Consider the following 25,604-nt stretch of genomic DNA (forward strand, 5'->3'; position numbering starts at 1 on the left):
GGACCGTGCGACTCGGTCATCAGCTCTCGCTCAACGAGAACCCTTACGGCCCTTTGCCTTCGGTGCAGGCTGCGTTGACCGGCGCGCTGGTCACCGCGAACCGCTATCCGGAGTTCCTGCCGCGCAGGCTGCCCGGCCTGATCGCGGAGCGGCTCGGCTACGCGCCGGAGCGGGTCGTGGTCGGCGCGGGCGCGACCGGCGTGATCATGCACATCCTGCAGGAGTTCGTCACCGCGGGCGCCGGAGTGGTGATGGCGACGCCGACCTTCGACGGTTATCCGCTGCTGACCGGTACGGTCGGCGGCCGGGTGGTGGAAGTGCCCTTGACACCGGAGGGGCACCAGGATCTGGCGGCGATGTCGGCCGCCATCGACGAGCGCACGGCGGTGGTCGTTCTGTGCAGTCCGCACAACCCGACCGGAACCCGCGTCGAGCACGGTGCGCTCGCCGAGTTCCTCGCACGCACCGACCCGTCGATCACTGTGGTCTTCGATGAGGCATACATCGATTTCGTGCCGCCCGCCGACCGGGTGGACACCGCCGTGCTGGTCGAGCGACATCCCAATCTGATGGTGATGCGCACCTTCTCCAAGGCCTACGGTCTGGCGGCGTTACGCGTCGGCTACGCCTTCGGTTCGGCGCCGGTGATCGGCCGAATCCGCCGCTGGCAGTTGCCGTTCGGCATGACCGCCCTGGCCGAGGCGGGTGTCCGCGCCTGCTACGCGGCGGAGGACGAGCTGGCCGTGCGCACCGAAACCATCACCAGGGAATGCGGCAAACTCACCTCCGGCCTGCGCGACCTCGGTTACCGCGTCCCCACCAGTGCGGCGAACTTTGTCTACCTCTCCGGCTGCGCGCCCGCCGAACTCGACCGGCTCCGCGCGGTGTTCACCCGCGACGGCATCCAGGTGAAACACTGTGCCACCGGAATCCGGATCACCGTGGGCGACGCGGCGGCGACGGAAGCGGTCGTCGGGGCGGCCCGGTAAGAACCGATAGAATAAGCGAAAAGTTTGCCGGGCGATCAGATTTCGCGACCGGAACCGGTCGGCGACCGCATGCTATGAGGTGTGAACACGCACCGTCGCCCGGGTTTTCCCGCCGGGCGGGCCGCCGGTACCGGATTCATTGCCGGCTGGCCGGCAGTGGATATCCGTCCGCTCCGGCAGCGTGATCGCCTGTGGTGCCGGGTGCCGGTGCTCAAGGTGATCCGGTCGATCGTCGTGCCCGAGGTCGAGGAGGTTCGCGCTCGGCTCGCCGAGTGGCGTGCCGTCCGTCCGGACGATGCCCGGGTGCGGCTACTGGATGTCGAGCACGGCCGGACCGGACAACCGGCGCCCGGGTGGGCGGCCGCGTTCGTGCGGGCGCTGGTGACGAGCTCTGCGGAAGACTGTCCGGCGGACGGCTCGCCGGCGCCGGATGTGCGCGATTTGGGTGGGCTACCGTTCCGGCTCACCCTCGGCAGGGAGTGGGCGCAGTTCAGTTATTCGCACGCGCTGGCTGACGGCACAGCCAGCTGGGATTTCCTGGGATGGCTGCTGGCGCTGGGCAATTCGCGTGATCTCGGCTCCGATCGGTGCGTCCGCCCGCTGGCCCGCGGACTATTGGCGACGTTCTGCCGCTCCGGATCCAAGCTGCCGCAGGCAGTCTCGGTCCAACGGGAAATGCGGCACCTGCGCACCGAGGGCGACCGGAGGGTGGTGAACGTTGTCGGTCCGCCGTCCTTCACGACGACGGCGGTCGCCAGTTCCGAGTCGTTTGTCCAGGGAGCTAGGCGGTTTCGTGCGGAACGGGGATCGGCCGCGTCGGTCATGTCGATCATGACCCTGCGGGCACTGTTGCTGTGCCGCCATCACGGGCTCCAGGTCGACGGCACGGTGGTGTTCATGGTCGACCTGCGGCGCTATCTCGCCGGACGCGGATCGGTCGACGGCAACTTCAGCTGGTCCAAGTCCGTGCCGGTCCTGGACTCGGACACCCCGACCGAGCTGAGCGCGCGGATCGGCAGCATCGTCGACAGCGGGCTGCCGCTACTCGTCTTCGGTCAGGCCTTGCAGCGCAAGCGGATTCATCGCTCCGGTCCGCCATCGGTGCGGGCCGGTGGCAATGGTCCGGTCCGCCTGATGATGTCGTACGGGACCAGGTGGCCGGCCGCCCCGCCGCCGGCAGGCTCGGCGCCACCCCGGATCACGGTGTCCATCGCGCCGCCGGGCCCGAACTTCCTCGGCTTCAATGTCGTAGAGGCCTACGACCGCCTCCACGTGTCGGTGAACCGGTGCGGCGAATTCGATCGTGCGCTCGTCGGCCGGATCGCGACCGACTTCGTCGCAGACCTTGGCACCGGCCCGATCGACGAGTCGCTGTGGGCGCGATGACCGCTGAACGACCGGCCCGTCCGGCGGCATCGTCAGGCAGAGCTCGGACCCAGCACGGAGTCGGTCGGCTCGGACGGTGATTCCTTCAATTCGATGAACAGCGCGTGAGTTTCGGTGTCGCCGATGTTCTCGCCGGAGTGTTCCTGGGCACCGACCCAGCGCACCTGCCCTTGTGTGAGGGCGACCTCCACCTGCTGGCCGTTGGCGGTGATCCGGCGGCGAAACGACGTCAACGGATACAGCACGCTGTCCGGGTGATCGTGCGGCTGGGTCCGGTCACCGGGCCGGTCCCGGTATTCGAGGACGCGCACGCGTTCGTTTTCGAAGATCACCCGATACAGATCGGGGTTGACGACAGTGGGGTCAGTGCTCATCGCGACACCTCCGGAAGTATATGGAACTAGAGTACCATGATGGGCATGCCGGTACCATATGAAGAAGGGGGACGGCGCAGCCAGAAGGCGCGCACCCGTTCCGCGCTGGTGTCCGCGACGCGCGGATTGCTGGCGCAGGGGAAGATCCCGACCGTCGAGGAGGCTGCTCAGGCCGCCGACATCTCCCGGACCACCGCGTACCGGTACTTCGCGAATCAGCGTGCGCTGCTGGCCGCGGTGCGCCCGGAAATCGAGCGGGACGATCTGCTGCCCGACCCCGCGCCCGCCGACCCGGCTGCCCGGCTCGAACTGGTGATGCGCGAGTGTGTCCGCATCACGCGGGAGTGGGAGCCGGAATTGCGCACATCCCTGCGGCTTTCGCTCGAACCCGACGCTACGGACACGACGCTGCTGCGCCGTGGGCGGGGCATCGGCTGGCTCGAGCATGCGCTGGCGCCGCTGCGTGCGCACCGGCCCGGCCTCGACGTGCACCGGCTCGCTGTCACGATCCGGTCGGCCACGGGTATCGAGTCCTACATCTGGCTCGTCGACGTGGCCGGGCTGACCCGCGCCGAGGCCGCCGAAACGCTGTGCCGCACAGCGCAAGCCCTGCTCGCGTACGCGCTTGCCGAGCCGTCCGGCGCATCCTGAACCGGGCGAAGCGATCGCCGTGGGCGACTTTGCGGCAACCGCCACGGGCGTGACCGCGACGCGGTAGAGTGCGGTGTTCACGGGACATTTGCCGCATGCGGATGATGCCTCCGTTGGTCTGGATAAAACTGATCAATCACACAGAGGCACCAGGAAGATGAATCGTTCGGGGCCGGGTCGCTTCATTCTTATTGTGATGGCCGCTATTTCGCTGTCTGTGGGAGCGGTGACTCCTGAGGCGCCGGGCGGACCGTTCCTGCCGAGTCTGCCTATTGGAACGGCCTCGTACACGGTTGAGGTGGATCGATCGGGCAACGCCCCGGCGTACATCTTCTATACCGCCGGTGTGAGCGCGGCGGCGCTGGTCCCGGCCGTCGGCGCGGTGCTGTCCAGGGTGCCCGGCGGTGCGCCCGCCAACGTGATCGCGGATCGCTCCGGCCGCGAGATCTGGCGCTACACAGCACCTCCCGGCCAGGGGGTGGCGAACTTCCGTACCCAGACCTATCGGGGCAAACCGGTGCTGACCTGGTGGCAGGGCAGCACCGTCGGCGGGCACGGTTCCGGCGTCGACTACCTCGCCGACGACCACTACCGGGTCATCGCCACCGTCACGCCCGGCCCGGGGCTCGGCTCCGACGTGCACGAATTCCGGCTCACCCCCGACGGTCGTGCCCTGATCACCGCGTACCAGGAGATCGCCGCCGACCTCACCGCGATCGGCGGCCCGAAGGACGGCACGATGTTCGACTGCATCGCCTCGGTGGTCGACGTCGCGACGAACGAGGTGCTGTTCCAGTGGAGCGCCGCGGCACACATCCCGCTGACCGACACGCAGGTGCCGGGCCTGCTTCCCGGCAACACCAGTTATGACCCCTACCATATGAATTCGATCGCCCTGGATCCGGCGGGCGACCTGGTCGTCTCTCTGCGCAACACCTCGGCCGTCTACGACATCGATGCGCACACCGGTGCGATCAACTGGCAGCTCGGCGGCAGGAACTCCAGCTTCGAACTCGGGCCGGGTGTCCAGTTCGGCTTTCAGCACGACGCCGAATTCGCCGCCCCGGCAACGCTGCGCCTGTTCAACAACAACTCCAGCGGGCCGAGCACACTCGGCCCGTCCAGCGTGCAATGGATCCGTCTCGACCTCGAGGCGCGGCGAGCGACTCTGGTACGCAACCAGACTCATCCCAGCGGGCTGGTCACGGTCGCGATGGGCAACGCGCAGGGCCTGCCGAACGGGAACACGCTGGTCAGCTGGGGCGTCGTGCCACGCATTTCCGAGTTCGCCCCGGACGGTGAGCTGGTCTACGACGCGACCGTCCCGTTCGGCAGCTACCGCGCCTACGCGGACCCGTGGCCGCCCTGATCTCCTGAAGGCGCCCGGCTATCTGCCCGCACGACATGGAAGTTCCTGGGGCGCAGTCTGATTCCCACGGCAATCAGGACGAACATGCCGGCCACGCAGAGCCAGGCGAAGAGGTCGCCGGTGCGCCGGTAGAGCGTTGCGGTGCCGTGGATCGGAAACAGCAGCAGGCGCGCGACTCTGCCCAGGCGCGGCGCGAGCAGCCGGTCCACCAGGTAGGGGAGCGTGAGCACGGTGCCGAAGGCCAGGCCGCCCAGTGCGGTCGTCGCCGTCAGCGGTACGGCCACGTGCCACAGAACGAACATCGCGGCCGCCACGCCGGCCGGCCAGACCGAGCCGACCCTGGTGGCCACCCGGCTGGTGCGCGAAAACCGCAGCAGCAGAATCGAAAACAGCCATGCCGCCAACGGGATGTCCCAGCGGCCGTTGACCGCGAACAACGACAAGACTGTGCCGGCGGCGAGCCACAGATAGCGCAGCCCGTCGGGCGAGATAGCGCAGCCGGTCGGGCGGTCGCCCGGTGCTCGACGACGGATCGGCGCCGGAATCGACGCTGTCGGACAGTTGCTTGCTCGTACCCGTGGTCAAGGGGCTGATCACCCGTGAGGTGGATCCGGCGAATCGGCGGGCCAAGATCGTGACACTGACCGAGCGCGGCCGCGAAGTCCCCCAGCGGCTCGGCACGGCCATGTTCACCCGGTCGTCGGTTGCTCGGCTCGGCCCGGTCGAACAACGCCAACTCGCGCGGCTGCTGACCGAGCTGACCCGAGCGAAAGCTGTTGAGGCCGAAGCCGGTACGGACTGACGAATCGGCTGCCCGTCGGTCATCCTCGACTGCCGGGCTAACCCTGACGCTGCGGCAGGGTCGGCGACGGTGGGAATGATTGACGCGCAACGGATTTGCGGAAACGCGGCGTGTGCGGGGCCGAATGGCGGTGCCGTGTGCGAGTGTGGCGGGTGTCACCTGGCTGGGTACGCGCGCCGGGGTTAGCTTGAACTTTAGAGGTGCTAACTAAATCCGTGTGTTACTGATGCTTCAGGAAAGCTGGCGACATGTCTGACGACGTGAATGTGAAGCAGGACAACGACAATGGCGCGATCGGCCGCCGGGCGCTGATCGGCACCGGCGTGGTCGCGGTGGGTGCGGCGGCGCTGGGCGGCGGCTTGGTCGGAGCGGCCGCGGCGAGTCCCGCAGCGCCGGACGGACTCGGGAACGAGGGCGCGGTCGACAGCAACCTCAACAACGCACCGCATTTGTTCAAACTGACGGCATCGGAACGTGCCAACCATGACGGCGGCTACCTGCAAGGCGCCAACGAAGACAATTTCCCGGTGTTGAAGGGGCAGAAGGGATCCGTGTATTTCGTCCACCTCGACGGTGGCGGCATCCGGGAGCCGCACTGGCATCCCTCGGCCTGGGAGCTGAACTTCATCATCTCGGGCCGGGCGAAGTGGTCCATCCTGGGGACGCATCCGGACGGGACCTACCACAACGACGTGTTCGAAGCCGGGCAGGGCGATCTGGTCTTCGCCCCGCAGGGATACTTCCACTACTTCGAGAATGCCAGTGCCGATACACCTTTGGACGTGCTGGTCATGTTCAACACGAGCGCGGGGGAGCCGAACGACGACATCGGCATCGTCGGCACCCTCAACTCCCTGCCCCGGGAGGTGCTCGCCGCGTCCTTCGGGATCCCGGTCTCCGCCTTCGCCGACGTGCCCAAGGAGATCAAGCCGGTGGTGATCACCCGCCATCGATGACCCGGTCCCCGCCTCCGCCGCCGAGCGACGGCGGAGGCGGGCCGATTCGGACCGACGCCGACCTGCCACACTCACGCGCATCGGTCCCGGCGATACGCTGAGGGCGACGTCATGGTGCCGCGTACGAGTTACCGCGTGAGTGAAGGGAAGTCGCGGAATGCTGTTGCCCTCGACCGAGCGGGCGCTGTTGCATCGGGTCGCCGTCGAGCAGGCGGAATACCGCGTGCCGTCGCTCATCGCCGCGGTGGTGCGCGACGGGCAACTCGTGTGGTCGGGCGCGCGAGGCCGGGTCGACGGGAACCCGCCGACGACCGATACCCAATACCGCATCGGCTCGATCACCAAGTCGATGGTGGCCACCGTGGTGCTCCGGCTGCGCGACGAAGGCAAGCTCGACCTGGCCGACCCGGTGGCCAAGCATGTGCCCGGCGCACCGCTGGGAGACCGGACGGTCGCTCAGCTCCTTTCGCACACCGCGGGCCTGCGCGCGGAGTCGCCCGGCGAATGGTGGGAGCGCACCGCAGGCGGCGATTGGGCCGAGCTTGCCGACAGCTTGGACGGGGACCCGGGTAGCCAGGCGCTGGTGCACCGGGCGGGCCGGCGGTTCCACTATTCCAACGTCGGCTTCGCCGCGCTCGGCGAGCTGGTCGCCCGGCTGCGCGGGCACAGCTGGTTCGAAGCGGTGCACGCCGAAGTGCTTGTCCCGCTGGGCATGACGCGCACCACGGTATCGCCCGTGGCACCGCACGCCACCGGCTGCGCGGTGCATCCCTGGGCGGACGTCGTGCTCGCGGAACCCGCGCACGACCATGGGGCGATGGGCGCGGCCGGGCAGCTGTGGTCCACGGTGCGGGACCTCGCCCGCTGGGCGGCGTTCGTCGGCGGCGACACCGGCGAGGTGCTCGCGGCCGACACACTCGCCGAAATGCGGGACCCCGCCACGATCGACGACGGCGACGAGTGGAACATGGGGTACGGGCTCGGCTTCCAGTTGCGGCGTCACCAAGGTCGGCGGCTGGCCGGCCACAGCGGCGCCATGCCCGGTTTCATCGCCAACGTCTGGGCCGACCCCGACGATCGGACCGGCGTGCTGTTCCTGTCCAACACCACCTACGGCGGCATCCGGGGCAAGCTGGACCTCGCGCTGCTGGACATCCTGGCCGAGCACGAGCCGGCGTTGCCCAGGGAATGGCTGCCCGCACCCGCCGTCGACCCGAACCTGTTGGCGCTCACCGGAACCTGGAATTGGGGCACCGCGTCGATCGCCCTGCACCTGCGCGCCGACGGCCTGCTCCAGCTCAAAGCCCTCGCGCACGGGGGCCGGCAGTCCCGGTTCCGTCCCGAGCCCGACGGTTCCTGGACCGGCCTCGACGGCTACTACGCGGGTGAGCGCATGCGATTCGTGCACGGCCCGGATGGCACGGCCACCCGCCTGGAACTGGTGAGCTACGTCTTCACCCGCGCACCCTACGAACCCGCCGACCCCATCCCCGGCGGCGTCGATCCGGCGGGCTGGCAGGGGTGCGGCTGAATCACCAGCCGCGCTCCGCGGCCTGCACCTCGCCCGACTCGATCGCCGCCACCAGCGCGGCGTGATCGGCATAGGTCTGCGCCGCGTAGCCGCGCGCGAAATCGATGATCCCGGCGGTGAACGCCGCGCCCTTTCCGATATACGCCTCGATCGCCTCGGGTTCGCCGCTGCGGGCGTGTGATTTGGCCAGCGCCGAGCCGCACGTCTCGGCGAATTGCGGTAGGTAACCGGCGATCTGACTGCCACTGGGGATGATCTTCATGTCGCGGAATTGCCTGGTGTAGTAATCGATGTCGTTGACCCGGACCGAACCGAGAAAGATGTCGCTCGCGGATTGCATCAACCGCTGCCCGACACAGACCCGCTCGCCGTGGTTGCCGAAGATGCTCGGGGCGAGGAACTCCTCGTAGACCGAGGCGGTGGCCTGCTTCATCTGGAAGAAGAGCAGCTCGCCGCTGTCGCCCTCCATGAGGTGCAGGTAGACCCGCATTCCGACGCTCCCGACCCCGACCACCTGCTGGACCGTGTCCACTCGGGAGAAGCGGCCGACGAGCCGGATCAGGTGCGGCGGGATCGATGCCAGGTAGGTGTCGAAGATCTGCTCGTACACCCGGACCGCGTCCACATCGGTGAGGTCGACGTGGCGGCGCTTGATCGGATCGTCGGAAATGCGCCGCCGCCCGTCTTCGACGGTGACCAGCTGGCGCGCGGTTCCCTCCTGGGAGCGCTTCTTGCGCTGCTTGCCGATCGTCCGTTTGGCGTGTTTGGCGAACTGAGAGTCGAGGTTTCGCAACGGGACATCCGCGGTGATCCGGTCGTACCACACGTCCAGTTCACCCGATCGGGCATAGCGGCGCATCGCCGAGCGATAACCATCGATGGCCGCTGTCGCCGCCGCGTCCGCCGTCGACGCCGCGATCCCCTCGGTGGCGGCGAGCACGTACACGCTCGTGCAAAGCCGTTTGAGGTCCCACTCGAACGGACCGGGCAGGGTCTCGTCGAAATCACGAGCGTCGAACAGCAATTGCCGCTCCGGCGACGCCCACAACCCGAAATTGAGAATGTGCGCGTCCCCGCACATCTGCACCATCAATCCGGAGTGCTCGCGTGCCGCCAGATCCGCGGCCATCACCGCCGCCGCGCCGCGCAGATACGCCCACGGCGACGACCCCATCCTGGCGTAGCGCAACGGCAGCAACTCTGCGTCGCGCACGGCCTCCTGGGCACGCAACCGGCCCAGCGCTGACATCGAACGACCACTCGGATCCCAGTCACCCGCCGACCGGCGCGGCGCGCGGGCCCGGGCCGCGCGGCCCGCCTCGCGGTCCCGGTCGACCGCAGGCGTCGCCCGGAGTCGCGCAGGCGGGGACGAGCTCGCGGCCTCGGAAAGTTCTGTGCTCATCGTGGTCCCTTCCTGGTCGGTCCGGGAGATAAACGAGATCAGACAACCCTCAGCAAATCATCAATCGAGCGCGTTGACCAGCAGGCCGGGTTGCGTCCGCGCCCACAGCTCGCGACGACGCCGCTGGGCCGCGGGCTCGGCGACCGGCACCGCCAGCAGCAGGCGCCGGGTGTATGGCGAGCTGGGCTCGGCGAGCACCTGCGCGGTGGGACCCTGTTCGACGATGGCGCCGTCGCGCAGCACGACGACATGGTCGGCGAGTTGCTGGACGATGGCGAAATCGTGGGTGATGAACACCGCCGCGAACCCGAGTTTCGATTGCAGCCGCCGGATCAGCGCCAGGACCGACGCTTGAACGGCCGCGTCCAAGGCGCTGGTCGGCTCGTCCAGCACCAGGACATCGGGTTGAACGGCCAGCGCGCGGGCGATGGCCACCCGCTGGCGCTGGCCGCCGGAGAGCTGGCGCGGGTAGCGCGTGATCAGGTCACGGTCCAGCGATACCTCGTCGAGCAGTTCCTCGACGCGTTCGCGCCGTTGCGCACTGTCCAGCTCGGTGTGCACGCGCAACGGCAGCTCGATCGATTGCAGCACCGTGTGCTGCGGATTCAACGACGACATCGGGTCTTGGAACACCACGCCGAGCTGTTTGCCGAGGGCACGGCGGTTTCGCTTGCGGAGCAACGCGATCGGCTCACCGTTCAGGGCGACCCGGCCCGATGCCGGGGTGACCAGTCCGCACAACGCGCGCCCCAGCGTCGACTTCCCGGCGCCGGACTCACCCACCAGGGCCACGATCTGATGTTCGCGAACAACGAGATTCGCCTCCCGCAACGCGGTGAACCGGGCACCGCCCTTGCGGTACTCGACGGTGAGGTCCTCCACCTCGATGACCGGCTTCGCCTGCTCGGCAACCGAACTCGACGCCGGCGGTTCGAGCTGCAACACCGCGGCGAGCAGCGTTTTCGTATAGTCCTGCCGCGGCGCCAGCAGGACCTGCCCGGCCGGCCCCGCCTCGACCGGGCTGCCGTCGCGCAGCACAACGACATCATCGGCCAGGTCGGCGACCACGCCCATATCGTGGGTGATCAGCAAGAGGGCGATGTCGTTGCCCTGCTGCAACTCTCGGAACAGCTGGAGCACCTCGGCCTGCACGTTCGCGTCGAGTGCGGTGGTCGGTTCGTCGGCGATGATCAATTGGGGCGCCCGGGAAATCGCCATCGCGATCATGGCGCGCTGCAACTGCCCGCCGGAGATCTCATGCGGATAGCTGGCCGCCACCCGCGCCGGATCGCCGATCTTGACGCGCTCGAACAGCTCCAGCACCAGCGAATCCGCCTGCCGCCTGGTGTATTTGCGGTCGGTGCGGATCACCTCGCGCAGCTGCGCCCCGATCCGGTACACCGGGTCGAACGCGGCTGCCGGATCTTGGAACACCACCCCGATCTCGCTCCTGCGCACCTGCCGGAGCGCCTCGGGGCGCATCCCGGACAGGCGCTTGCCGGACAGGGTCACGGTGCCGGTCGTGGCCGAACCCGGCGGCAGCAAGCCGAGCACCGACAGGGCGGTGAGCGACTTGCCGGAACCGGATTCGCCGACCAGCGCAAGGGTTTTGCCGCGTTCGATGGTGAAACCGAGGTCGCGCACGATGGTCCGGCCGTCGATCGCGACGCCGAGCTCGCGGACTGCCAGGGCCGGCGGCGACGTCATTGCGCGAGCGAGACTTTGAAGTACACCGGGTAGGCGGGGAACGGCGGCACGTAGAAGTTGCGCACGTCGCTGCCGAAGATGAACGTGTTCACCGAGTTGACCAGCGGAACGTTCGCGGCGTCACCGGTGACGATCCGGTCGACCTCGAGCCACAGTTCACCGGCCCGCTTCGGGTCGACCTCGGCGGTCGCCTTGGCGATCAGGTCGTCGACCCGCGGATTGCTGTAGCGCGAGACGTTGAAGCCGCCGTTGCCGATCTCCGAGGAGCCGAAGCTGGGCTGCAGCATCGACGCCGCGCTCGGGAAGTCGGCCTGCCAGCTGGCCAGCGCCAGGTCGTAGCCGGACCCGTCCTTGTGCTGGGTGATGTCGTCGAAGCTCGCGTTGTCGAGGGCCTGGATGGTGACCCGGATACCCGCCCGGCGCAGCCCCGCCTCGATGGCCTGACCGCCCGCGGAGTTGGTCGCGTCGTTCTTGGTCACCAGCACCAGGTCGATGCCGTTGGGGTGTCCCGATTCGGCGAGCAGTTGCTTCGCCTTCTCTACGTCACCGGTCGGCTGGGTCGGGAAGGCGTCGAACTTCTGGTAACCCGGGATGGCCGGGGGAATATTGGTGGTCGCGTAGTCGCCGCGGGACTCACCGCCGAGCGAGGTGCGAAACGCCTGCTTGTCCGTCGCGTAGACGATCGCCTGCCGGACCTTCGGATCATTGAGCGGCGCCTTGCTCACGTTGAGCTGCAACTGATACAGCGATCCGCCACCGGCCTCGGCGATCCGGTTCTTCGCCGACGGGTTCGACCGGACCAGCGGCAACTGCGAGGCGGGCACGAACGAGGCGGAGAACGCGGACTTGGCGGTGCCGGTGTCGGCGATCAGCTCCTGGCTGATCGTCGTCTGCTGCATGCCGAGCTGGAAGATCACCCGATCGGGACCGGCCGTGCGCGCGGTGTCGGTCTTCGGATCCCAATTCGGGTTGCGCACCAGGACCACCTCGGAGGCCTTGTCGAACTTCTCCACCTGGTACGGACCCGAGGCGACCGGCGACTGGAAGTACGTGGCCGGGTTGTCCTTCGCCTTGGGCACCGGCGTGAACGCGGGTTGCGAAGCAATCCAGGGGAAGTCGCCGAACGGCTTGTTGAGGTGGAAGATCAGCGTTTTCGCGTCGGGCGTCTCGATGGAGTCGAGCGACTTGCCCGCGTACGGGCCGTCATACGCCTCGCCGCCCTGGAGCAGCGTGCGGTGGTAGGTGAAGCCGCCGGACAGCAGCGGCGCGAACGAACGTTCCAGACCGTATTTGATATCCGCCGAGGTGATCGGCGAACCGTCCTGGAATTTCAGGTCGTCTTTGAGCGTGTACTTCCAGGTGCGCCCGCCGTCGGTGGTGGTTCCGGTGTCGGTGGCGAGATCCGGGATCGGCGTCATCTCTTTGCCGGGTTCGGCCTGCCAGGTGGTGAGCCGGCGCGCGATGAGACTGAGCGAGGTGATGGCCAGATTCGTCGACTTGGCCGGATCGAAATTGAAGTCGGTGTTCGACGACAGGATTCGCAGCGTCCCGCCCTTTTGCGGCGGGACGGATTGCGTGGTGTTCCCGGCGCCGTCGGTCGGGTTGGCATTGCAGGACGTGACCGACAGTGCGACCGCCAGCGCGGCGGCGGCCAGTGCCGTCTTGGATTGCTTCTTCATCACTTCACCCTGGGATCGAGCAGTCCGAGAACCGCGTCTATGAGGAAATTGGCGACCAGAACGATCGCGGCGGAGAAGATGGTGACCCCGACGATGACCGGGAGGTCGATGGTGTGGACCGCGTCGATGAGCAGCCGGCCGAGGCCGGGCATCCCGAAGACCTGCTCGGTGATGACCGCCCCGCCCAGCAGCGCGCCGAGGTCGACCGCGAACAAGGTCAGGATCGGCGCGAGAATGTTGCGCACCGCGTGACCGAAGATGACGCGCCGCTCAGCCAGGCCGTTGGCCCGCGCGGTGCGAATGAAGTCCTCGCGGAAGATCTCGATCAGCTGATTGCGCGAAATGCGGGCGTACATGGCGGCATTCACCAGGGCGAGCACGACCCAGGGCGCGACCAGGTGCCAGGCCCATTGAACGACACCCGAACTCAACGGCACGTAGCCGCTCACCGGAATGACGTTGAGCGTGAACCCGAACAACAGCACCACGAGCAGACCGAGCAGATACGTCGGGGTCGACAGTCCGAGCGCGGCCAACGACGTGACGGCCCGGTCGGTCGGCTTGCCCTGCCGCCGTGCCGCGACCAATCCGGCGCCGACTCCGAGGATCAGCCACAGCACCCCGGCGCCGAGCGCGATGGACAGCGTGATCGGGAAGCGCGCGAAGATCAGCGACGCGACCGACTCGTTCTGCTGGAAGGAATAGCCGAAACACGGTGCGGCGCATTGGATCGTCGCCAGCCCCGACCCGTAGCTGCGGCCGGCGACGACACCGGCGACGAAATCGGAGAACTGTTGGTACCACGGATGATCGAGGCCCATGTACAGCTGCGCCTTGAGCAGATTGTCCGGCGTGCACGGCTTTCCGCAGGCGAGCTGCGCCGGATCGGCGGGCAGCAGGTAGAACACCGCGTAGGTCAGGAACGCGACGATGAGTAGCACGCCGAGCGCGAGGAGTAGCTTCACCGCCGACGACGACAGCCGACGGCGCACGATTGTCCACCTCATGCCGCGTGGAACGCGTTCCGTAGACCGTCGCCGACCAGGTTGAACCCCAAAGTCAGTAGCACCAAGGCGATTCCGGGGAAGATCAGGAACCACGGATCGGTCTGCACCCAGGCCACCGCGTCGCCGATCGACCGGCCCCACGACGGTGTCGGCGCGGGGACGCCTACGCCGAGAAACGACAGCGAGGCCTCGGTCGCGATGAGCCCCGGCATGCTCGTGGTGGCGAAAACCACCACCAGCGCACGCAAATTCGGCAGCACCTCGCGGGCCAGGGCATGCAGCGGCGAAACCCCGATCACCAGCGCGGCCCGGACGAAATTCCGGTTGCGCAGCGACAAGGCCTGCGCCCGAATCACTCTCGCCATGCCGGGCCACCCGAAAATGCCCACGATGAACACCACCAGCACCGGGCGCGGGAACGTAGCGGGCAGCACCGCGCTGAGCGCGATCATGAACAGCAGCGACGGAAAGCCGAAGAGCACATTGATCGCACCGGAGAGGATCCGATCCACCCAGCCGCCGACGAACCCGGCGGTAACGCCGATCACGAGCCCGAGCAGGGTCGAGATCGCCAGCGCGCCGAGCGCGATGAACAGCGAGGTCCGGGTGCCGGCGACGATGACCGCCAGCAGATCTCGACCGGTCAGCGGTTCGACGCCCAGCGGGTGCGCGGCGCTCGCGCCACCGAACCTGCCGGACGGCACGCTCTGCGCGTCGAGGGTCTCGGCATGGAACGTGTACGGATCGATCTCGAGCAGGCGGTTGATCAGCGGCGCGAACGCCGCGACCGCGACGAAGAATACGACCACGACAAGGCCGAACGTGCTCCAGCGATCGCTCGAGAACCGGTACCAACGCGACCGCAACTAACCCCCCAATTCATCGGATGTCTGCGTCACAGTAGACAAGGGGCAGGGGGTGATCCACTGATTGCCTCAGCGAGATCGTAATTCGGCGGAACCGGCGCGCGGACACCGGAATAGCGCATGAGCAGCGGCAAACTCGCTGGCGTAAGGTGATTGAATGCCCGAAGTAGCGCATCCCAGCTCCGCGGTGCGTGTCGAACCGGCCGCAGCGCCGGGCACCACCGCGACCGCCGGGGATTCCGATCACGACCTGCTGGCGCTGGCGAACCAGCTGTGTTTCGCCCTGTACTCCACCTCGCGCTCGATGACCGCCGCCTACCGGCCGTTCCTCGAGGCGATGGAGATCACCTACCCGCAGTACCTGGCCCTGCTGGCGCTGTGGGAACGGCCCGGGATGACGATGAAGGAGCTCGGCGAGCAACTGCGCCTGGACTACGGCACCGTCTCGCCGTTGATCCAGCGACTACAGTCGCACGGTTTCGTGGAGAGCGTGCGCAGCGCGCACGACCGCCGCTCGGTCGAACTGCGTGCGACCGAAGCGGGTCTGGCCCTGCAGCGTCAGGCGAAGGAGATGATCGAGTCGGTGATGGACTCGGTCGGCTACCCGCTCGACGACCTGATCGCCCTGCGCGACCAGGTGAACGCGCTCGGCGAACGCCTCGACGCGGTCGCCTGCGCGCGCAAGGAACACTGAGCGCGGTTACGCGTCGAGCACCTTGACCTGTCGCTGCACCACCGGCGGCTCGGTGGACCAGGGGAAGTTGATCCAGCGGTCGGTGTGCTTCCACACGTATTCGCAGTCGACCTCCGAGCGCGGCTTCTGGCAGATCACCGCGCAGCGGACCTCGGCGACGTGGTCCTCGCAGAAGTCGCGCACCAGCTTGAGCGTGGCGCCGGTGTCGGCCACGTCGTCGGCGACCAGCACGGTCGCCCCGGCCAGGTCGACCGCCTGCGGCACCGGCGGCAGCATGACCGGCAGGTCCAGGCGCTGGTCGATGCCGGTGTAGAACTCGACGTTCATCACGTGCAGGTTCTTCACGTCCAGCGCGTAGCCGAGCGCGCCCGCCACGAACAACCCGCCGCGGGCGATGGACAGGATCAGGTCGGGCTCGAACCCGTCGTCCGCGATCGTGGTCGCCAACTCCCGACTCGCCGACCCGAACAGATCCCAGGTCAGCACTTCCCGATCCGCCATGGATCCTCCATTTTCCTCGTCGCGACTGCGCACCGAGCATACGAGTTGCCGCGATGTGGCCGGCGGCACGGTCGGCGACGGTTCGCCGCCGCAGATGTCGTCCGGATCGGGTTGTCCGCTGAACAGTAAGAACTTCATCGACCGGTCGGACGATCCGGTTCTACTGTGCGGGTATGGTTTTCGCTCGAACCCCGCGCCGCCGCTGGCTACGCATGACCGTCTTCGCCGCCGTCGCGGCCTTTGTCGCGGCGTGCTCCTTCGGATCCGCCACGGCCGACCCGGGTCCGTGGTGGCATCCGGAGAAGGGCCTCACCTGGCAGTGGCAGCTGCACGGCGAGCCGGTCGACACCTCGATCAACGCCCAGGTCTACGACATCGACCTGTTCGAGAACCCGGCGGCGACCGTGAAAACCCTGCACGATCAGGGACGTAAGGTGATCTGCTACCTGTCGGGCGGCTCGTGGGAACCGTATCGGCCGGACGCGGGCGAGTTCCCGGACAGCGTGAAGAGCGGTCCGGTCCCGGAGTGGGACGACGAGCGCTGGCTCGACGTCAAGCAGATCGATGTGCTGAAGCCGCTGATGGCGAAGCGGATGGATCTGTGCAAGCAGAAGGGGTTCGACGGCGTCGAACCGGACTGGGCGGATCTGCACAGGCAGAACACCGGCGAGCTGAAGATCTCCGCGGCCGATCAACTGGCTTACAACCGCATGCTGGCGGGTCTCGCGCACGATCGCGGTCTGGCCATCGGGTTGAAGAACGATCTGGACCAGGTGTCCACGCTGGCCGGGCTTTTCGATTTCTCGGTCAACGAACAGTGCTTCGAGGAGCGGGCGAGCTGCGACAAGCTGACGCCGTTCCTCGCCGCGGGCAAGCCGGTGTTTCACGCGGAGTACACGCTGCGGCTCACCGAGTTCTGCGCGGACTCGGCCCGGCTCGGCCTGTCGTCCATCCGGAAGCACCGCGAACTCGACGCCTGGCGTGAAACCTGCTGATCGACGGATCAATTGGGCGCTTTTACCCGGCGCGCGACTGCGGCAAACATTGTTTCTCGGCAATTGCGGATATGCATAACCGCCTTTTGTGGAATTTCGATCCGGCTTTTCGGCGGTCGATGATTCGCGCGCGACACCCGGTGGAAATCGGGCAATGCGTCGCGCTATTCCGCTACGGTTCGCGCTATCGCCTGGAACGACACCGTACAGAATGGGGATTGTCATGCGCTTTCGCCCGGCCCGGATCGTCACCCTCGCAATCTTGTTCATCGCGGCGGCCGCCGGTCTGACCGCACTGGCCTCGGCCGCCACCGCCGAGGAGCAGTGGACCTACATCTGCGACTCCATCGAGGAGCCGGAGGAGGTCGGTGCGAAGGGATCGGGGAACTGCCAGGCGAACAACGGCGCACCCGAGGCCGGTCCGATCAAGCAGAAGTTCAAGCTGCATCAGCGCGGCGTGCAGCCGAAGCCGGACATCGTCGCGGTCTGCGAGGGCGAATCCAAGAGTGCGTTCGGCGAGGCGTCGCTGCCGGCGCGGGTCGACGGATTCGGTTGCTACGTCTACGAAACGCGCTGATCCGCCGGCTCACGTCTATTTCGTGCCGGACTTGAATTTCTGCATCGCGGCCAATCCGGTGGCGGACAGGTCGGGCCACGGCGGTCGACGGAACACCGCGAGTGTCGCGATCACCGCCGCCGCCAGCCCGATGAACTCGGCGAACAGCGCCATGCGCGTGCGGTCGACCGCCGCCTCCCAGGAAACCTTGCCGTCGTTGATGACGAAGATGCCGAGGGGCGACGGCGCGAACGGGCCGACACCGAGGCGGGTGACGGTGATGACGGTGGAACCATCGGCGGTTTCGTACGGTTCGCCGAACACCTGGGTGCCCCGGCCGCCGCCTGGCTCGAGCCGTCGTACGGACCTGCCGATGATCGTCATCTTCCCCGCTCTCGCCGTGACCCGGTATTCGCTGGGCACCACCGTACCGCCAGTGTCGCGAAGGGGACATCCCAGCGGCGAAACTCGAGGTGCGCCACGGGATGTCCCGTTCGAAGTCAGGGGCAGAGGCGGTGCAGGTCGCGGGGGAACAGGGTCGCGGTGCGGATGTTGTCGGCCTCGATCAAGCGGCTGACCCACCGTTCCAAGCCGATGGCGAAGCCGCCGTGCGGGGGCATGCCGTGCCGCATGGCCTCGAGATAGCCGGCGTATCCGGCGGGGTCTTCGCCGCGCGACGCCAGTGCCTCGAGGTAGTCGGCGTGGTTGTGCAGCCGCTGGCCGCCGGTGACCAGTTCGAGCCCGCGGAAGAGCAGGTCGAAGGAGTTCGTCCAGCGTGGGTCGCCGGGTTGCGGATGGGTGTAGAACGGCCGTTTGGCCGCCGGATACCCCTCTACCGCAAGGAAATCCGAGTCGAACCGCGACTTCGCCCAGGCGCCGAGGAAGCGTTCGTGCTCGGGCGCGAGGTCGGGTTCCTCCGGTGCCGCCCCGACGAGTTCGAGGGCTTCGCGGAAATGGATGACCGGGATCCGCTCGGGCACGCACGGCAGCTCGACGCCCACCGTTCGCACTGCGTCCCCAGCCTTTTCGTCGATCGCGCCGATCATCGCGGCGAGCACGTCCCGCAGCCGGGCGAGGACGTCGCGGTGGTCCCGGATGAAGCCGAATTCGGCGTCGAGAGAGACGTATTCGGCGAGATGCCGGGCCGTGTCGTGCGGTTCGGCGCGAAACACCGGGCCCACCTCGTAGACTCGCTCGAAGACGCCGGTGAGCATCTGCTTGTACAGCTGCGGGGACTGCGCGAGATAAGCCGTCGAGCCGAAGTAGTCCAGCGCGAACACATTTGCGCCGGACTCGGTCGATCGGCCGACGATCTTCGGCGTCGTCACCTCGGTGAATCCGGCGCCGTCGAGGTGCCGCCGGAAGCCGGACATCGACGCGGCCGCGATCCGCCACACCGCCTGCCGGGTGGGGTGGCGCCAGGTGATCGCCGCATGGTCGAGCGCGGTCGGCAGGGTGACGCCGAGGCTCGGCCGCCACAACTCGACCGGCGGCGGCTCGGCGGGCGCGCCGAGCGGATGCACCGCCGGGCCGGCGATCTCGATTCCGCCCGGCGCCTTGGCGTTTTCCACCGCCGTCCCGGTCACCCGAACCACCGTTTCCTCCGGCAGCCCCGAAATCTGTTCGCGGACTTGTGGATCGGTCACCACCACCTGCGCGAACCCGGAACGGTCGCGCAGCACAACGAATGTGACGTGCGCGAGCTGCCTGCGCCGGTGTATCCATCCCTCGATGGTCACCGGGTTGCTACGTGGCCGAACGGCCGGTAGAGCCGAACACAGAATGCGCGGCATCGGTTTCACCTCCTGGTTGCTGTCCCCGGGAGGTGTGGGCGATCGGGTCCGTCGCGGTGCCACCACACCTTCGCAGCGTGCTGCTCGCTGCCTCTAGTGGTCGGATTTCGTCGTCGGTGACCGGCCGACGCGGCTCGGAGTTCGTCACGCTCGTCGGCGCCGCGTCATCGAGCTTAGCCGGTCGGATCGACGGCGCCAGTGATTAACCGCGGGCTAGCCGATGTCGGCGGCGCCGCGCGACGATGTCATCCCAGTGACGTGGCCGTTCGCGTTGAACGCGACGACGACCTGGACGCCGGGGCTGGTCATGCGCAGCTTCGAGCCGTCCTGGTTGAACCGTGGGTCCAGGCCGCGCTGCATGGCGTAGCTGTGCAGCACGCGCCGGTGGTCGGGTACGCCGAGCTCGAGCGCCCAGTCGAGCACCCGCCGGACCCGGGGCAGTTCCGGGGCGGGCAGCGCGAGATCGGGATGCTCGATCAGCACCGCGAGCCGGGTGCCGCCGCCGACATCGCAGCTGTACCAGGTCCAACTGCCGGACACCGCCTTGGCCAGCTCGCCCATCAACCAGGTGACCCGGCTCGGCTCGGTCGGCGATCCGGGCAGCCACGTGAACGGCACCTCGGCCGTGTGCAACGCCGAAATCCCGTGCCGCAGACCATAATCGCGCACCGACCGGGCCAGCTCGGTCAGCTCCGGCGGATACCAGTCGTTGTTCGCCCAGCTCCACAGCCAGCTCTGCGGTCCGGGCGCCGCCGTGCCCAGAACGTGAAACCGCTTGCACACCAACGGATGATCCCCGAAGAACTCGAACCGTGGCGGCTCATATCCGACCTGCCATCGATGCTCACCCAGCACCCGGACACAATGATCCTGATGTTCGAACGACATCAATGCGGCATCATCGAGTAGCTGTTCGAGCGTGGGTGATTCATGGTCGAGATAAGCGGTCACGACCGTCGATCCTGTCTTATGGAAGGGCACCGTGCATCCCCATAGAATTAAGGTCCATAAAGTTCTCGCCGCACGGGTATCGCGAAACTCGCCGGTAATTAGAACGGCGACCGCGGAAAATACCTCCGGCGGCGCGTCGTGCGCTGGGCAACGCCCACCCGGCATGGCACCATCGGACCCATGACCAGCAGTTCCGCCGACGCGTCGCATCTGCGCGACCTCGCGCGGCTGCGCCGGGTCCGCGACCGGATCGACCGGGAGTACGCGCAACCGCTCGACGTCCAGGCCCTGGCTCGCGACGCGCACATGTCGGCCGGTCACCTCAGCAGGCAGTTCAAGCTCGCCTACGGCGAGGCACCTTACAGCTATCTGATGACGCGGCGCATCGAGCGCGCGATGGCACTGCTGCGCCGCGGCGACCTGAGCGTCACCGAGGTCTGCTTCGCGGTCGGCTGCTCGTCGCTGGGCACGTTCAGCACCCGCTTCACCGAGCTGGTCGGGATGCCGCCGAGCGCCTATAAACGCGACGCCGCGCAGGCGGCCGCTGGCCTGCCGTCCTGCGTGGCCAAACAGGTCACCAGACCGATCAGGAATCGAGAAGCGCAGGTGGCCGGGCCGGAATTAGCCTGATCAGCATGACAATCACCATTCACGCCAGCTTCCTCCCGCAGAACGACCCGGACGCCGCCATCGCGTTCTACCGCGACATTCTCGGCTTCGAGGTCCGCAACGACGTCGGCTACAACGGGCTGCGCTGGATCACCGTCGGCTCCGCCGATCAGCCCGGCACCTCCATCGTCCTGTTCCCGCCGGCGGCCACCCCCGGCCTCACCGACGACGAGCGCCGCACGGTCGACGAGATGATGGCCAAGGGCACCTACGGCAGCATCGTGCTGGCTACCAGGGACCTGGACGGCACCTTCGAGCGGTTGCAGGCCGCCGACGCCGAGGTGGTCCAGGAGCCGACCGACCAGCCGTACGGGGTGCGCGACTGCGCGTTCCGCGATCCGGCCGGCAACATGGTCCGGATCCAGCAGCAGAGCTGAGCCGGCGCACCGCACGCAGGCGAGTCAGGACGGACCGGTAACTGACCGATAGCCTCTGAACTGGAAAGGAATCGACATCATGGCCTGGAGCAAGCGCAACCGGCAGTTGCACCGTCTGCTGTCGCTCATCTTCACCGGGACCGTCGTGCTCGCGATGATCGCCGCCGCCGCCGGCCTGACCGAGACCGCGATCTGGCTGTTCTACCTGCCGCTGCCGCCGCTGTTCCTGCTGATGGGCACCGGCCTGTACATGTACGTTCAGCCTTATCGCGCCAAGCGCCGCAACGCTCGCCCGAACCCCGCCTAGCAGTACCGATCACCGGTTGGATGGAGACACCATGGCCACCGCCTCGAAGAAGGGCACGACGGCGCCCGCGCAGCCCGTTGCCGACAGTCACGACTTGATTCGCGTGCACGGTGCGCGGGTGAACAACCTGCGCGACGTCAGCATCGATATCCCGAAGCGCAGGCTGACGGTGTTCACCGGTGTCTCCGGATCGGGCAAGAGCTCGCTGGTGTTCAGCACCATCGCCGCGGAGTCGCAGCGGCTGATCAACGAGACCTACAGCTCGTTCGTGCAGGGTTTCATGCCGACGCTGGCGCGGCCCGAGGTGGATGTGCTCGAGGGGCTGACCACGGTCATCACCGTGGATCAGCAGCGCATGGGGTCCGATCCGCGCTCCACGGTCGGCACCGCGACCGACGCGAACGCGATGCTGCGCATCCTGTTCAGCCGGCTCGGCAAGCCGCATATCGGCTCGCCGCAGGCGTATTCGTTCAATGTCGCCTCGATCAGCGGCGCGGGCGCGGTGAGCATCGAGCGGGCCGGCCGGACCGTGCGGGAACGGCGCAGCTTTCAGATCACCGGCGGCATGTGCCCGCGCTGCGAGGGCCGCGGCTCGGTCTCCGATATCGACCTCACTCAGCTCTACGACGATTCCAAATCCCTGACCGAGGGCGCGTTCACCATCCCCGGCTGGAAATCCGACAGCTTCTGGACCGTGCGGGTCTACGCCGAATCCGGCTTCGTCGACCCGGACAAGCCGATCCGCAAGTACACCAAGAAGGAACTCAACGATTTCCTCTACAAGGAGCCGGTGAAGGTCAAGGTCGACGGGGTCAATCTCACCTACGAGGGGCTGATCCCGAAGATCCAGAAGTCGTTCCTGTCCAAGGACCGGGAATCGATGCAGCCGCATATTCGCGCGTTCGTCGACCGCGCGGTCACCTTCGCCACCTGTCCGGACTGCGACGGCACCCGGCTCAGCGCCGAGGCCAGGTCGTCGAAGATCAAGCGCAAGAACATCGCCGATCTGTGCTCGATGGAGATCCGCGATCTCGCGGAGTGGGTGCGCGCGCTGGACGAGCCATCGGTCAAGCCGTTGCTCGATTCGCTGGTGCACACCCTGGATTCGTTCGTGGAGATCGGCCTCGGATACCTCTCGCTGGAGCGGCCGTCGGGCACGCTGTCCGGCGGTGAAGCGCAGCGGGTCAAGATGATCCGGCATCTCGGGTCGGCGCTGACCGATGTCACCTACGTGTTCGACGAGCCGACCATCGGTCTGCACCCGCACGACATCCAGCGGATGAACGATCTGCTGTTGCAGTTGCGGGACAAGGGGAACACGGTGCTCGTGGTCGAGCACAAGCCGGAGACGATCGCGATCGCCGACCATGTGGTGGATCTCGGTCCCGGCGCCGGGTCCGGCGGCGGCACCGTCTGTTTCGAGGGCACCGTCGAGGGGCTGCGGAACAGTGGAACCAGCACCGGCCGCCATTTCGACGACCGGGCGGCGCTCAAGGAAGCGGTACGTGAACCCAAGGGCGCGTTGGAGATTCGTGGCGCGACGGCGAACAACCTGCAGAACGTGGACGTCGATATCCCGCTCGGGGTGCTCTGCGTGATCACCGGTGTCGCCGGTTCCGGCAAGAGTTCGCTGGTGCATCGGTCGGTGCCCGCCGCGGAAGGCGTGATCGCGGTCGATCAGACGCCGATCCGAGGCTCCCGGCGCAGCAATCCGGCGACCTACACCGGGCTGCTCGAACCGATCCGCAAGGCGTTCGCGAAGGCCAACGGCGTCAAGCCGGCGCTGTTCAGCTCCAATTCCGAAGGCGCGTGCCCGAATTGCAACGGCGCGGGGGTCATCTACACCGATCTGGGCATGATGGCGGGCACCGCCAGCACCTGTGAGGTGTGTGAGGGCAAGCGATTCGACGCCTCGGTGCTGGACTACCACCTCGGGGGCCGGGACATCAGCGAGGTGCTCGCCATGTCGGTGACCGAAGCCGAGGAGTTCTTCGGGTCCGGGGAGGCGCGGGTCCCGGCCGCGCATGCCATCCTCGAGCGGCTCGCCGACGTCGGCCTCGGGTACCTCACCATCGGGCAGCCGCTGACCACGCTGTCCGGCGGCGAACGGCAGCGGCTGAAGCTGGCCACGCACATGGGCGACAAGGGCGGTGTCTACGTGCTCGACGAGCCGACCACCGGCCTGCACCTCGCCGACGTGGAAAACCTGCTGGCCCTGCTGGATCGGCTGGTGGAGTCCGGCAAGTCGGTGATCGTCATCGAGCACCACCAGGCCGTGATGGCGCACGCCGACTGGATCATCGATCTCGGGCCCGGCGCGGGCCACGACGGCGGCAAGATCGTCTTCGAGGGCACCCCCGCCGATCTCGTCGCCGATCGATCCACCCTCACCGGCGAGCACCTCGCTCAATACGTCGCCGCACCGAAAACCGCGCGGGCGCGTAAGTAGGTCGAACGATCGGGCAGCGTCAGGCCAGGCGGACGGTGGCGGTGGCGAGCCCGAAGATCTTGCGGCCCGCCGACTTCGCCACGATCACGACGACGGCGGTCCTGGTCTCCGGGTCCAGCGACTTGATCCGGCCGCTGAATTCCACACTGCCGGACGAGCGTGCGTCGATGACGGTGTAGTTGGAGAGGCGGACGCCGTACCTGAGCACCGCGCCGGGGTCGCCGAGCCAGCCGGTGACGAAGCCGGCGCCGAGGCCCATGGTGAGCATGCCGTGGGCGATCACGTCGGGCAGCCCGGTGAGGGAGGCGACGTCGTCGTGCCAGTGGATCGGGTTGACGTCGCCGGCCACGCCGGCATAGTTCACCAGGTCGCCCCGCGTGAGTTGGGTTACCCGCGTGGGGAGTTCGTCGCCGACGGCGAGATCCTCGAAGCGGATCGCGGTGTGCGGGACCCGCGTCCGGGAGATCTCGGACCGGATCGGATCGATTACCGAACTCGGCTTCGATTCGATCGGCTGTTCGGACGTCGTTGTCCTGGAGGTTATTTCGACGCCGTGCATGACCACGCGCTCGATCGCCTCGCCGATTCCGGCGGCGACATCCGCGCCGGTGACGCCCGCGACGGTGGTGTGCATGATCTGCACGACCCGGCCGGTCTGGTCGATGAAGGTGTTCTTGATGGTGAGCAGGTCGTTGCCCGCCACCCGGCGCACCGACGCGAGTTCGACGTCGCTGATCAACCGGTCGCCGGTGACCACCGGCTGGTACATCTCGAAAACCTGGTCGGTCTGGACGAATACGTCGTAACCGGTGAGGACGGTTTCCAGCAGCTTGCGGTTGGCCAGCATCGCGGGGATCGAGACGAACGTGGTCGGCGCGACCAGGCCGGGGTAGCCGAGTTCGCCGGCCGCGTCCTCGCTCCAGTGCGCCGGATGGAAATCCTGTACCGCGCGGGCGTATTCGCGGATCTTCTCCCGGCCGACCTCGTAATAGTCGTCGGCCCGGTAGTAATGGCCGACCAGGGCGGCCACATCGTAGGTTGCTTCCATCAAGCCGCTCCTCGCATTCGATTCCCCGGCATCGTAATCGGCCCTATTCGGCGGCGCGGCGGCGGACGGTGCGCTCCAGGATGCCGAGGGTGGCCTTGAGCGCGGATTCGGGGACCACCGGGAAAGTGAGGCGGCTGCGCCACTTTTCGTCGATCTCGGACCAGTCGTAGAAGGACGTGACCAGGGTGCCGCCCTCGGCCGGCTCCAGGCGGTAGCCGTAGATATGACGGACCGGCGGGCGGATCTGCCCCTCGACGGTCCAGGCGATTTCCTGATTCGCGGTGAACTCGGTGATGACGACCTCGACGTCGTACTTGCCGAGCGGGAAGTCGCCCAAGGCTTCTCGGTCCATGTGGACCAGGAAGCGGTCGCCGGCCCCGGTGACCGGTTCGCCTTCCGCCTCGAGCAGCATGCCCGACGCGTCGATGTCCACGTGGCCGTGCGGGTCGGTGAGCACCGCGAAGATCGCGTCGGGGGAGGCCGGGATGAGCCGGGAGACCTCGACCCGATCGGGGTCCGGCGCTGAAATCGCGCCCTCCACAAGC

27 protein-coding genes are annotated in these 25,604 nt (G+C 67.5%); 14 read left to right on the plus strand and 13 right to left on the minus strand.

Features of this window, described 5'->3' with window-relative positions; genetic code table 11:
• Positions 1-5: 5 nt before the first annotated feature.
• Both ACFYO1_RS35965 and ACFYO1_RS35970 read left to right on the plus strand, forming a co-directional pair.
• Positions 6-989 carry a pyridoxal phosphate-dependent aminotransferase gene (locus ACFYO1_RS35965; protein WP_387241372.1) on the plus strand — a complete coding sequence of 328 codons (984 nt, stop codon included), beginning with the start codon at positions 6-8 and terminating at the stop codon, positions 987-989.
• 81 nt (positions 990-1,070) lie between these two features.
• Entirely contained in the window at positions 1,071-2,375 is a 1,305-nt protein-coding gene (locus ACFYO1_RS35970; protein WP_387241375.1) for a hypothetical protein, read from the plus strand.
• Positions 2,376-2,407: 32 nt separating this feature from the next.
• Here ACFYO1_RS35970 and ACFYO1_RS35975 read toward each other — a convergent pair whose 3' ends face one another.
• Positions 2,408-2,749: a cytoplasmic protein gene (locus ACFYO1_RS35975; protein WP_387241378.1), complete on the minus strand. Its 342-nt coding sequence runs from the start codon at positions 2,747-2,749 to the stop codon at positions 2,408-2,410.
• A gap of 45 nt (positions 2,750-2,794) precedes the next feature.
• Here ACFYO1_RS35975 and ACFYO1_RS35980 point away from each other — a divergent pair, with 45 nt between their 5' ends.
• The gene (locus ACFYO1_RS35980) at positions 2,795-3,400 is read left to right on the plus strand and encodes a TetR/AcrR family transcriptional regulator (protein WP_387241381.1); all 606 of its coding nucleotides are present in this window, start codon (positions 2,795-2,797) and stop codon (positions 3,398-3,400) included.
• A gap of 298 nt (positions 3,401-3,698) precedes the next feature.
• Positions 3,699-4,769 (plus strand): arylsulfotransferase family protein, encoded by a 1,071-nt coding sequence (locus tag ACFYO1_RS35985; RefSeq protein WP_387241384.1) that lies wholly within the window; start codon positions 3,699-3,701, stop codon positions 4,767-4,769.
• Here the strand turns inward: ACFYO1_RS35985 and ACFYO1_RS35990 are convergent.
• Positions 4,745-5,206, minus strand: a complete 462-nt coding sequence (locus ACFYO1_RS35990) for a hypothetical protein (protein ID WP_387241387.1) — start codon at positions 5,204-5,206, stop codon at positions 4,745-4,747. The genes ACFYO1_RS35985 and ACFYO1_RS35990 overlap by 25 nt on opposite strands.
• Positions 5,207-5,286: 80 nt before the next feature.
• On the opposite strand from ACFYO1_RS35990, the gene ACFYO1_RS35995 reads away from it, so the two are divergent.
• From ACFYO1_RS35995 to ACFYO1_RS36005, 3 genes are all read left to right on the plus strand, one after another.
• Positions 5,287-5,571, plus strand: a complete 285-nt coding sequence (locus ACFYO1_RS35995; RefSeq protein ID WP_387241390.1) for a hypothetical protein — start codon at positions 5,287-5,289, stop codon at positions 5,569-5,571.
• 248 nt (positions 5,572-5,819) lie between these two features.
• Positions 5,820-6,527 carry a cupin domain-containing protein gene (locus tag ACFYO1_RS36000; RefSeq protein WP_387241393.1) on the plus strand — a complete coding sequence of 236 codons (708 nt, stop codon included), beginning with the start codon at positions 5,820-5,822 and terminating at the stop codon, positions 6,525-6,527.
• 157 nt (positions 6,528-6,684) lie between these two features.
• Positions 6,685-8,058, plus strand: coding sequence for a serine hydrolase domain-containing protein (locus tag ACFYO1_RS36005; RefSeq protein WP_387241396.1), 1,374 nt, complete (start codon positions 6,685-6,687; stop codon positions 8,056-8,058).
• A 1-nt stretch (position 8,059) separates the two neighbouring features.
• Here ACFYO1_RS36005 and ACFYO1_RS36010 read toward each other — a convergent pair whose 3' ends face one another.
• Genes ACFYO1_RS36010 through ACFYO1_RS36030 form a run of 5 tightly spaced genes read right to left on the minus strand, consistent with a single transcriptional unit; the run spans position 8,060 to position 14,719 of the window.
• Positions 8,060-9,460 (minus strand): DUF2252 domain-containing protein, encoded by a 1,401-nt coding sequence (locus tag ACFYO1_RS36010; protein ID WP_387241399.1) that lies wholly within the window; start codon positions 9,458-9,460, stop codon positions 8,060-8,062.
• Positions 9,461-9,520: 60 nt separating this feature from the next.
• On the minus strand, positions 9,521-11,167 hold the full coding sequence (locus ACFYO1_RS36015; protein ID WP_387241402.1) for a dipeptide ABC transporter ATP-binding protein: 1,647 nt from the start codon (positions 11,165-11,167) through the stop codon (positions 9,521-9,523).
• Positions 11,164-12,846 (minus strand): ABC transporter substrate-binding protein, encoded by a 1,683-nt coding sequence (locus ACFYO1_RS36020; RefSeq protein ID WP_387241405.1) that lies wholly within the window; start codon positions 12,844-12,846, stop codon positions 11,164-11,166. The genes ACFYO1_RS36015 and ACFYO1_RS36020 overlap by 4 nt, the downstream gene beginning before the upstream one ends.
• Entirely contained in the window at positions 12,846-13,838 is a 993-nt protein-coding gene (locus tag ACFYO1_RS36025) for an ABC transporter permease (RefSeq protein WP_387241408.1), read from the minus strand. Before ACFYO1_RS36025 ends, ACFYO1_RS36020 begins: the two co-directional genes overlap by 1 nt.
• 11 nt (positions 13,839-13,849) lie before the next feature.
• On the minus strand, positions 13,850-14,719 hold the full coding sequence (locus ACFYO1_RS36030) for an ABC transporter permease (protein ID WP_387241411.1): 870 nt from the start codon (positions 14,717-14,719) through the stop codon (positions 13,850-13,852).
• A gap of 157 nt (positions 14,720-14,876) precedes the next feature.
• On the opposite strand from ACFYO1_RS36030, the gene ACFYO1_RS36035 reads away from it, so the two are divergent.
• Positions 14,877-15,413 (plus strand): MarR family winged helix-turn-helix transcriptional regulator, encoded by a 537-nt coding sequence (locus ACFYO1_RS36035; protein WP_387241414.1) that lies wholly within the window; start codon positions 14,877-14,879, stop codon positions 15,411-15,413.
• A gap of 6 nt (positions 15,414-15,419) precedes the next feature.
• On the opposite strand, the gene ACFYO1_RS36040 is transcribed toward ACFYO1_RS36035, so the two are convergent.
• The gene (locus ACFYO1_RS36040) at positions 15,420-15,914 is read right to left on the minus strand and encodes a phosphoribosyltransferase (protein WP_387241417.1); all 495 of its coding nucleotides are present in this window, start codon (positions 15,912-15,914) and stop codon (positions 15,420-15,422) included.
• A 173-nt stretch (positions 15,915-16,087) separates the two neighbouring features.
• Between ACFYO1_RS36040 and ACFYO1_RS36045 the strand changes: the two genes are divergently transcribed.
• On the plus strand, positions 16,088-16,909 hold the full coding sequence (locus tag ACFYO1_RS36045; protein WP_387241420.1) for an endo alpha-1,4 polygalactosaminidase: 822 nt from the start codon (positions 16,088-16,090) through the stop codon (positions 16,907-16,909).
• 223 nt (positions 16,910-17,132) lie between these two features.
• The gene (locus ACFYO1_RS36050) at positions 17,133-17,486 is read left to right on the plus strand and encodes a hypothetical protein (RefSeq protein WP_387241423.1); all 354 of its coding nucleotides are present in this window, start codon (positions 17,133-17,135) and stop codon (positions 17,484-17,486) included.
• 15 nt (positions 17,487-17,501) lie between these two features.
• Here the strand turns inward: ACFYO1_RS36050 and ACFYO1_RS36055 are convergent, their stop codons facing one another.
• The 3 genes from ACFYO1_RS36055 to ACFYO1_RS36065 all read right to left on the minus strand — a co-directional run bounded on the left by ACFYO1_RS36055 (position 17,502) and on the right by ACFYO1_RS36065 (position 20,209).
• The gene (locus ACFYO1_RS36055) at positions 17,502-17,849 is read right to left on the minus strand and encodes a hypothetical protein (protein WP_387241426.1); all 348 of its coding nucleotides are present in this window, start codon (positions 17,847-17,849) and stop codon (positions 17,502-17,504) included.
• 116 nt (positions 17,850-17,965) lie between these two features.
• Positions 17,966-19,204: an aspartate--tRNA(Asn) ligase gene (gene aspS / locus ACFYO1_RS36060; protein ID WP_387241429.1), complete on the minus strand. Its 1,239-nt coding sequence runs from the start codon at positions 19,202-19,204 to the stop codon at positions 17,966-17,968.
• Between the two features lie 267 nt (positions 19,205-19,471).
• Positions 19,472-20,209 (minus strand): DUF6882 domain-containing protein, encoded by a 738-nt coding sequence (locus ACFYO1_RS36065; protein ID WP_387241432.1) that lies wholly within the window; start codon positions 20,207-20,209, stop codon positions 19,472-19,474.
• Between the two features lie 180 nt (positions 20,210-20,389).
• Here ACFYO1_RS36065 and ACFYO1_RS36070 point away from each other — a divergent pair, with 180 nt between their 5' ends.
• The 4 genes from ACFYO1_RS36070 to ACFYO1_RS36085 all read left to right on the plus strand — a co-directional run bounded on the left by ACFYO1_RS36070 (position 20,390) and on the right by ACFYO1_RS36085 (position 24,011).
• Complete coding sequence (locus tag ACFYO1_RS36070; RefSeq protein ID WP_387241435.1) at positions 20,390-20,839, plus strand: helix-turn-helix transcriptional regulator; 450 nt, start codon at positions 20,390-20,392, stop codon at positions 20,837-20,839.
• A 5-nt stretch (positions 20,840-20,844) separates the two neighbouring features.
• A complete protein-coding gene (locus ACFYO1_RS36075; protein ID WP_387241437.1) occupies positions 20,845-21,255 on the plus strand; it encodes a VOC family protein in 411 nt (136 codons plus the stop codon).
• Positions 21,256-21,334: 79 nt separating this feature from the next.
• Positions 21,335-21,562, plus strand: coding sequence for a hypothetical protein (locus tag ACFYO1_RS36080; protein ID WP_387241440.1), 228 nt, complete (start codon positions 21,335-21,337; stop codon positions 21,560-21,562).
• A gap of 31 nt (positions 21,563-21,593) precedes the next feature.
• Positions 21,594-24,011 carry an ATP-binding cassette domain-containing protein gene (locus ACFYO1_RS36085; RefSeq protein ID WP_387241443.1) on the plus strand — a complete coding sequence of 806 codons (2,418 nt, stop codon included), beginning with the start codon at positions 21,594-21,596 and terminating at the stop codon, positions 24,009-24,011.
• Positions 24,012-24,030: 19 nt separating this feature from the next.
• Here ACFYO1_RS36085 and ACFYO1_RS36090 read toward each other — a convergent pair whose 3' ends face one another.
• The gene (locus ACFYO1_RS36090) at positions 24,031-25,059 is read right to left on the minus strand and encodes a fused (3R)-hydroxyacyl-ACP dehydratase subunits HadA/HadB (protein WP_387241446.1); all 1,029 of its coding nucleotides are present in this window, start codon (positions 25,057-25,059) and stop codon (positions 24,031-24,033) included.
• Between the two features lie 43 nt (positions 25,060-25,102).
• Positions 25,103-25,600 (minus strand): SRPBCC family protein, encoded by a 498-nt coding sequence (locus ACFYO1_RS36095; protein WP_387241716.1) that lies wholly within the window; start codon positions 25,598-25,600, stop codon positions 25,103-25,105.
• Positions 25,601-25,604 lie beyond the last annotated feature (4 nt).

The organism is Nocardia sp. NPDC006044, assembly GCF_042871115.1.
In the GTDB taxonomy this organism is placed as follows: domain Bacteria; phylum Actinomycetota; class Actinomycetes; order Mycobacteriales; family Mycobacteriaceae; genus Nocardia.

Excerpts from the sequence above, each read along its gene's own strand:
- ACFYO1_RS36005 (WP_387241396.1), top strand. The coding sequence starts at position 6,685 with ATGCTGTTGCCCTCGACCGAGCGGGCGCTGTTGCATCGGGTCGCCGTC.
- ACFYO1_RS36085 (WP_387241443.1), top strand. The coding sequence starts at position 21,594 with ATGGCCACCGCCTCGAAGAAGGGCACGACGGCGCCCGCGCAGCCCGTT.
- ACFYO1_RS36075 (WP_387241437.1), top strand. The coding sequence starts at position 20,845 with ATGACAATCACCATTCACGCCAGCTTCCTCCCGCAGAACGACCCGGAC.
- ACFYO1_RS36045 (WP_387241420.1), top strand. The coding sequence starts at position 16,088 with ATGGTTTTCGCTCGAACCCCGCGCCGCCGCTGGCTACGCATGACCGTC.
- ACFYO1_RS36000 (WP_387241393.1), top strand. The coding sequence starts at position 5,820 with ATGTCTGACGACGTGAATGTGAAGCAGGACAACGACAATGGCGCGATC.
- ACFYO1_RS36070 (WP_387241435.1), top strand. The coding sequence starts at position 20,390 with ATGACCAGCAGTTCCGCCGACGCGTCGCATCTGCGCGACCTCGCGCGG.
- ACFYO1_RS36010 (WP_387241399.1), bottom strand. The coding sequence starts at position 9,460 with ATGAGCACAGAACTTTCCGAGGCCGCGAGCTCGTCCCCGCCTGCGCGA.
- ACFYO1_RS36080 (WP_387241440.1), top strand. The coding sequence starts at position 21,335 with ATGGCCTGGAGCAAGCGCAACCGGCAGTTGCACCGTCTGCTGTCGCTC.
- ACFYO1_RS36090 (WP_387241446.1), bottom strand. The coding sequence starts at position 25,059 with ATGGAAGCAACCTACGATGTGGCCGCCCTGGTCGGCCATTACTACCGG.
- ACFYO1_RS35975 (WP_387241378.1), bottom strand. The coding sequence starts at position 2,749 with ATGAGCACTGACCCCACTGTCGTCAACCCCGATCTGTATCGGGTGATC.
- ACFYO1_RS36050 (WP_387241423.1), top strand. The coding sequence starts at position 17,133 with ATGCGCTTTCGCCCGGCCCGGATCGTCACCCTCGCAATCTTGTTCATC.
- ACFYO1_RS36055 (WP_387241426.1), bottom strand. The coding sequence starts at position 17,849 with ATGACGATCATCGGCAGGTCCGTACGACGGCTCGAGCCAGGCGGCGGC.
- ACFYO1_RS36015 (WP_387241402.1), bottom strand. The coding sequence starts at position 11,167 with ATGACGTCGCCGCCGGCCCTGGCAGTCCGCGAGCTCGGCGTCGCGATC.
- ACFYO1_RS36020 (WP_387241405.1), bottom strand. The coding sequence starts at position 12,846 with ATGAAGAAGCAATCCAAGACGGCACTGGCCGCCGCCGCGCTGGCGGTC.
- ACFYO1_RS36040 (WP_387241417.1), bottom strand. The coding sequence starts at position 15,914 with ATGGCGGATCGGGAAGTGCTGACCTGGGATCTGTTCGGGTCGGCGAGT.
- ACFYO1_RS36035 (WP_387241414.1), top strand. The coding sequence starts at position 14,877 with ATGCCCGAAGTAGCGCATCCCAGCTCCGCGGTGCGTGTCGAACCGGCC.
- ACFYO1_RS35980 (WP_387241381.1), top strand. The coding sequence starts at position 2,795 with ATGCCGGTACCATATGAAGAAGGGGGACGGCGCAGCCAGAAGGCGCGC.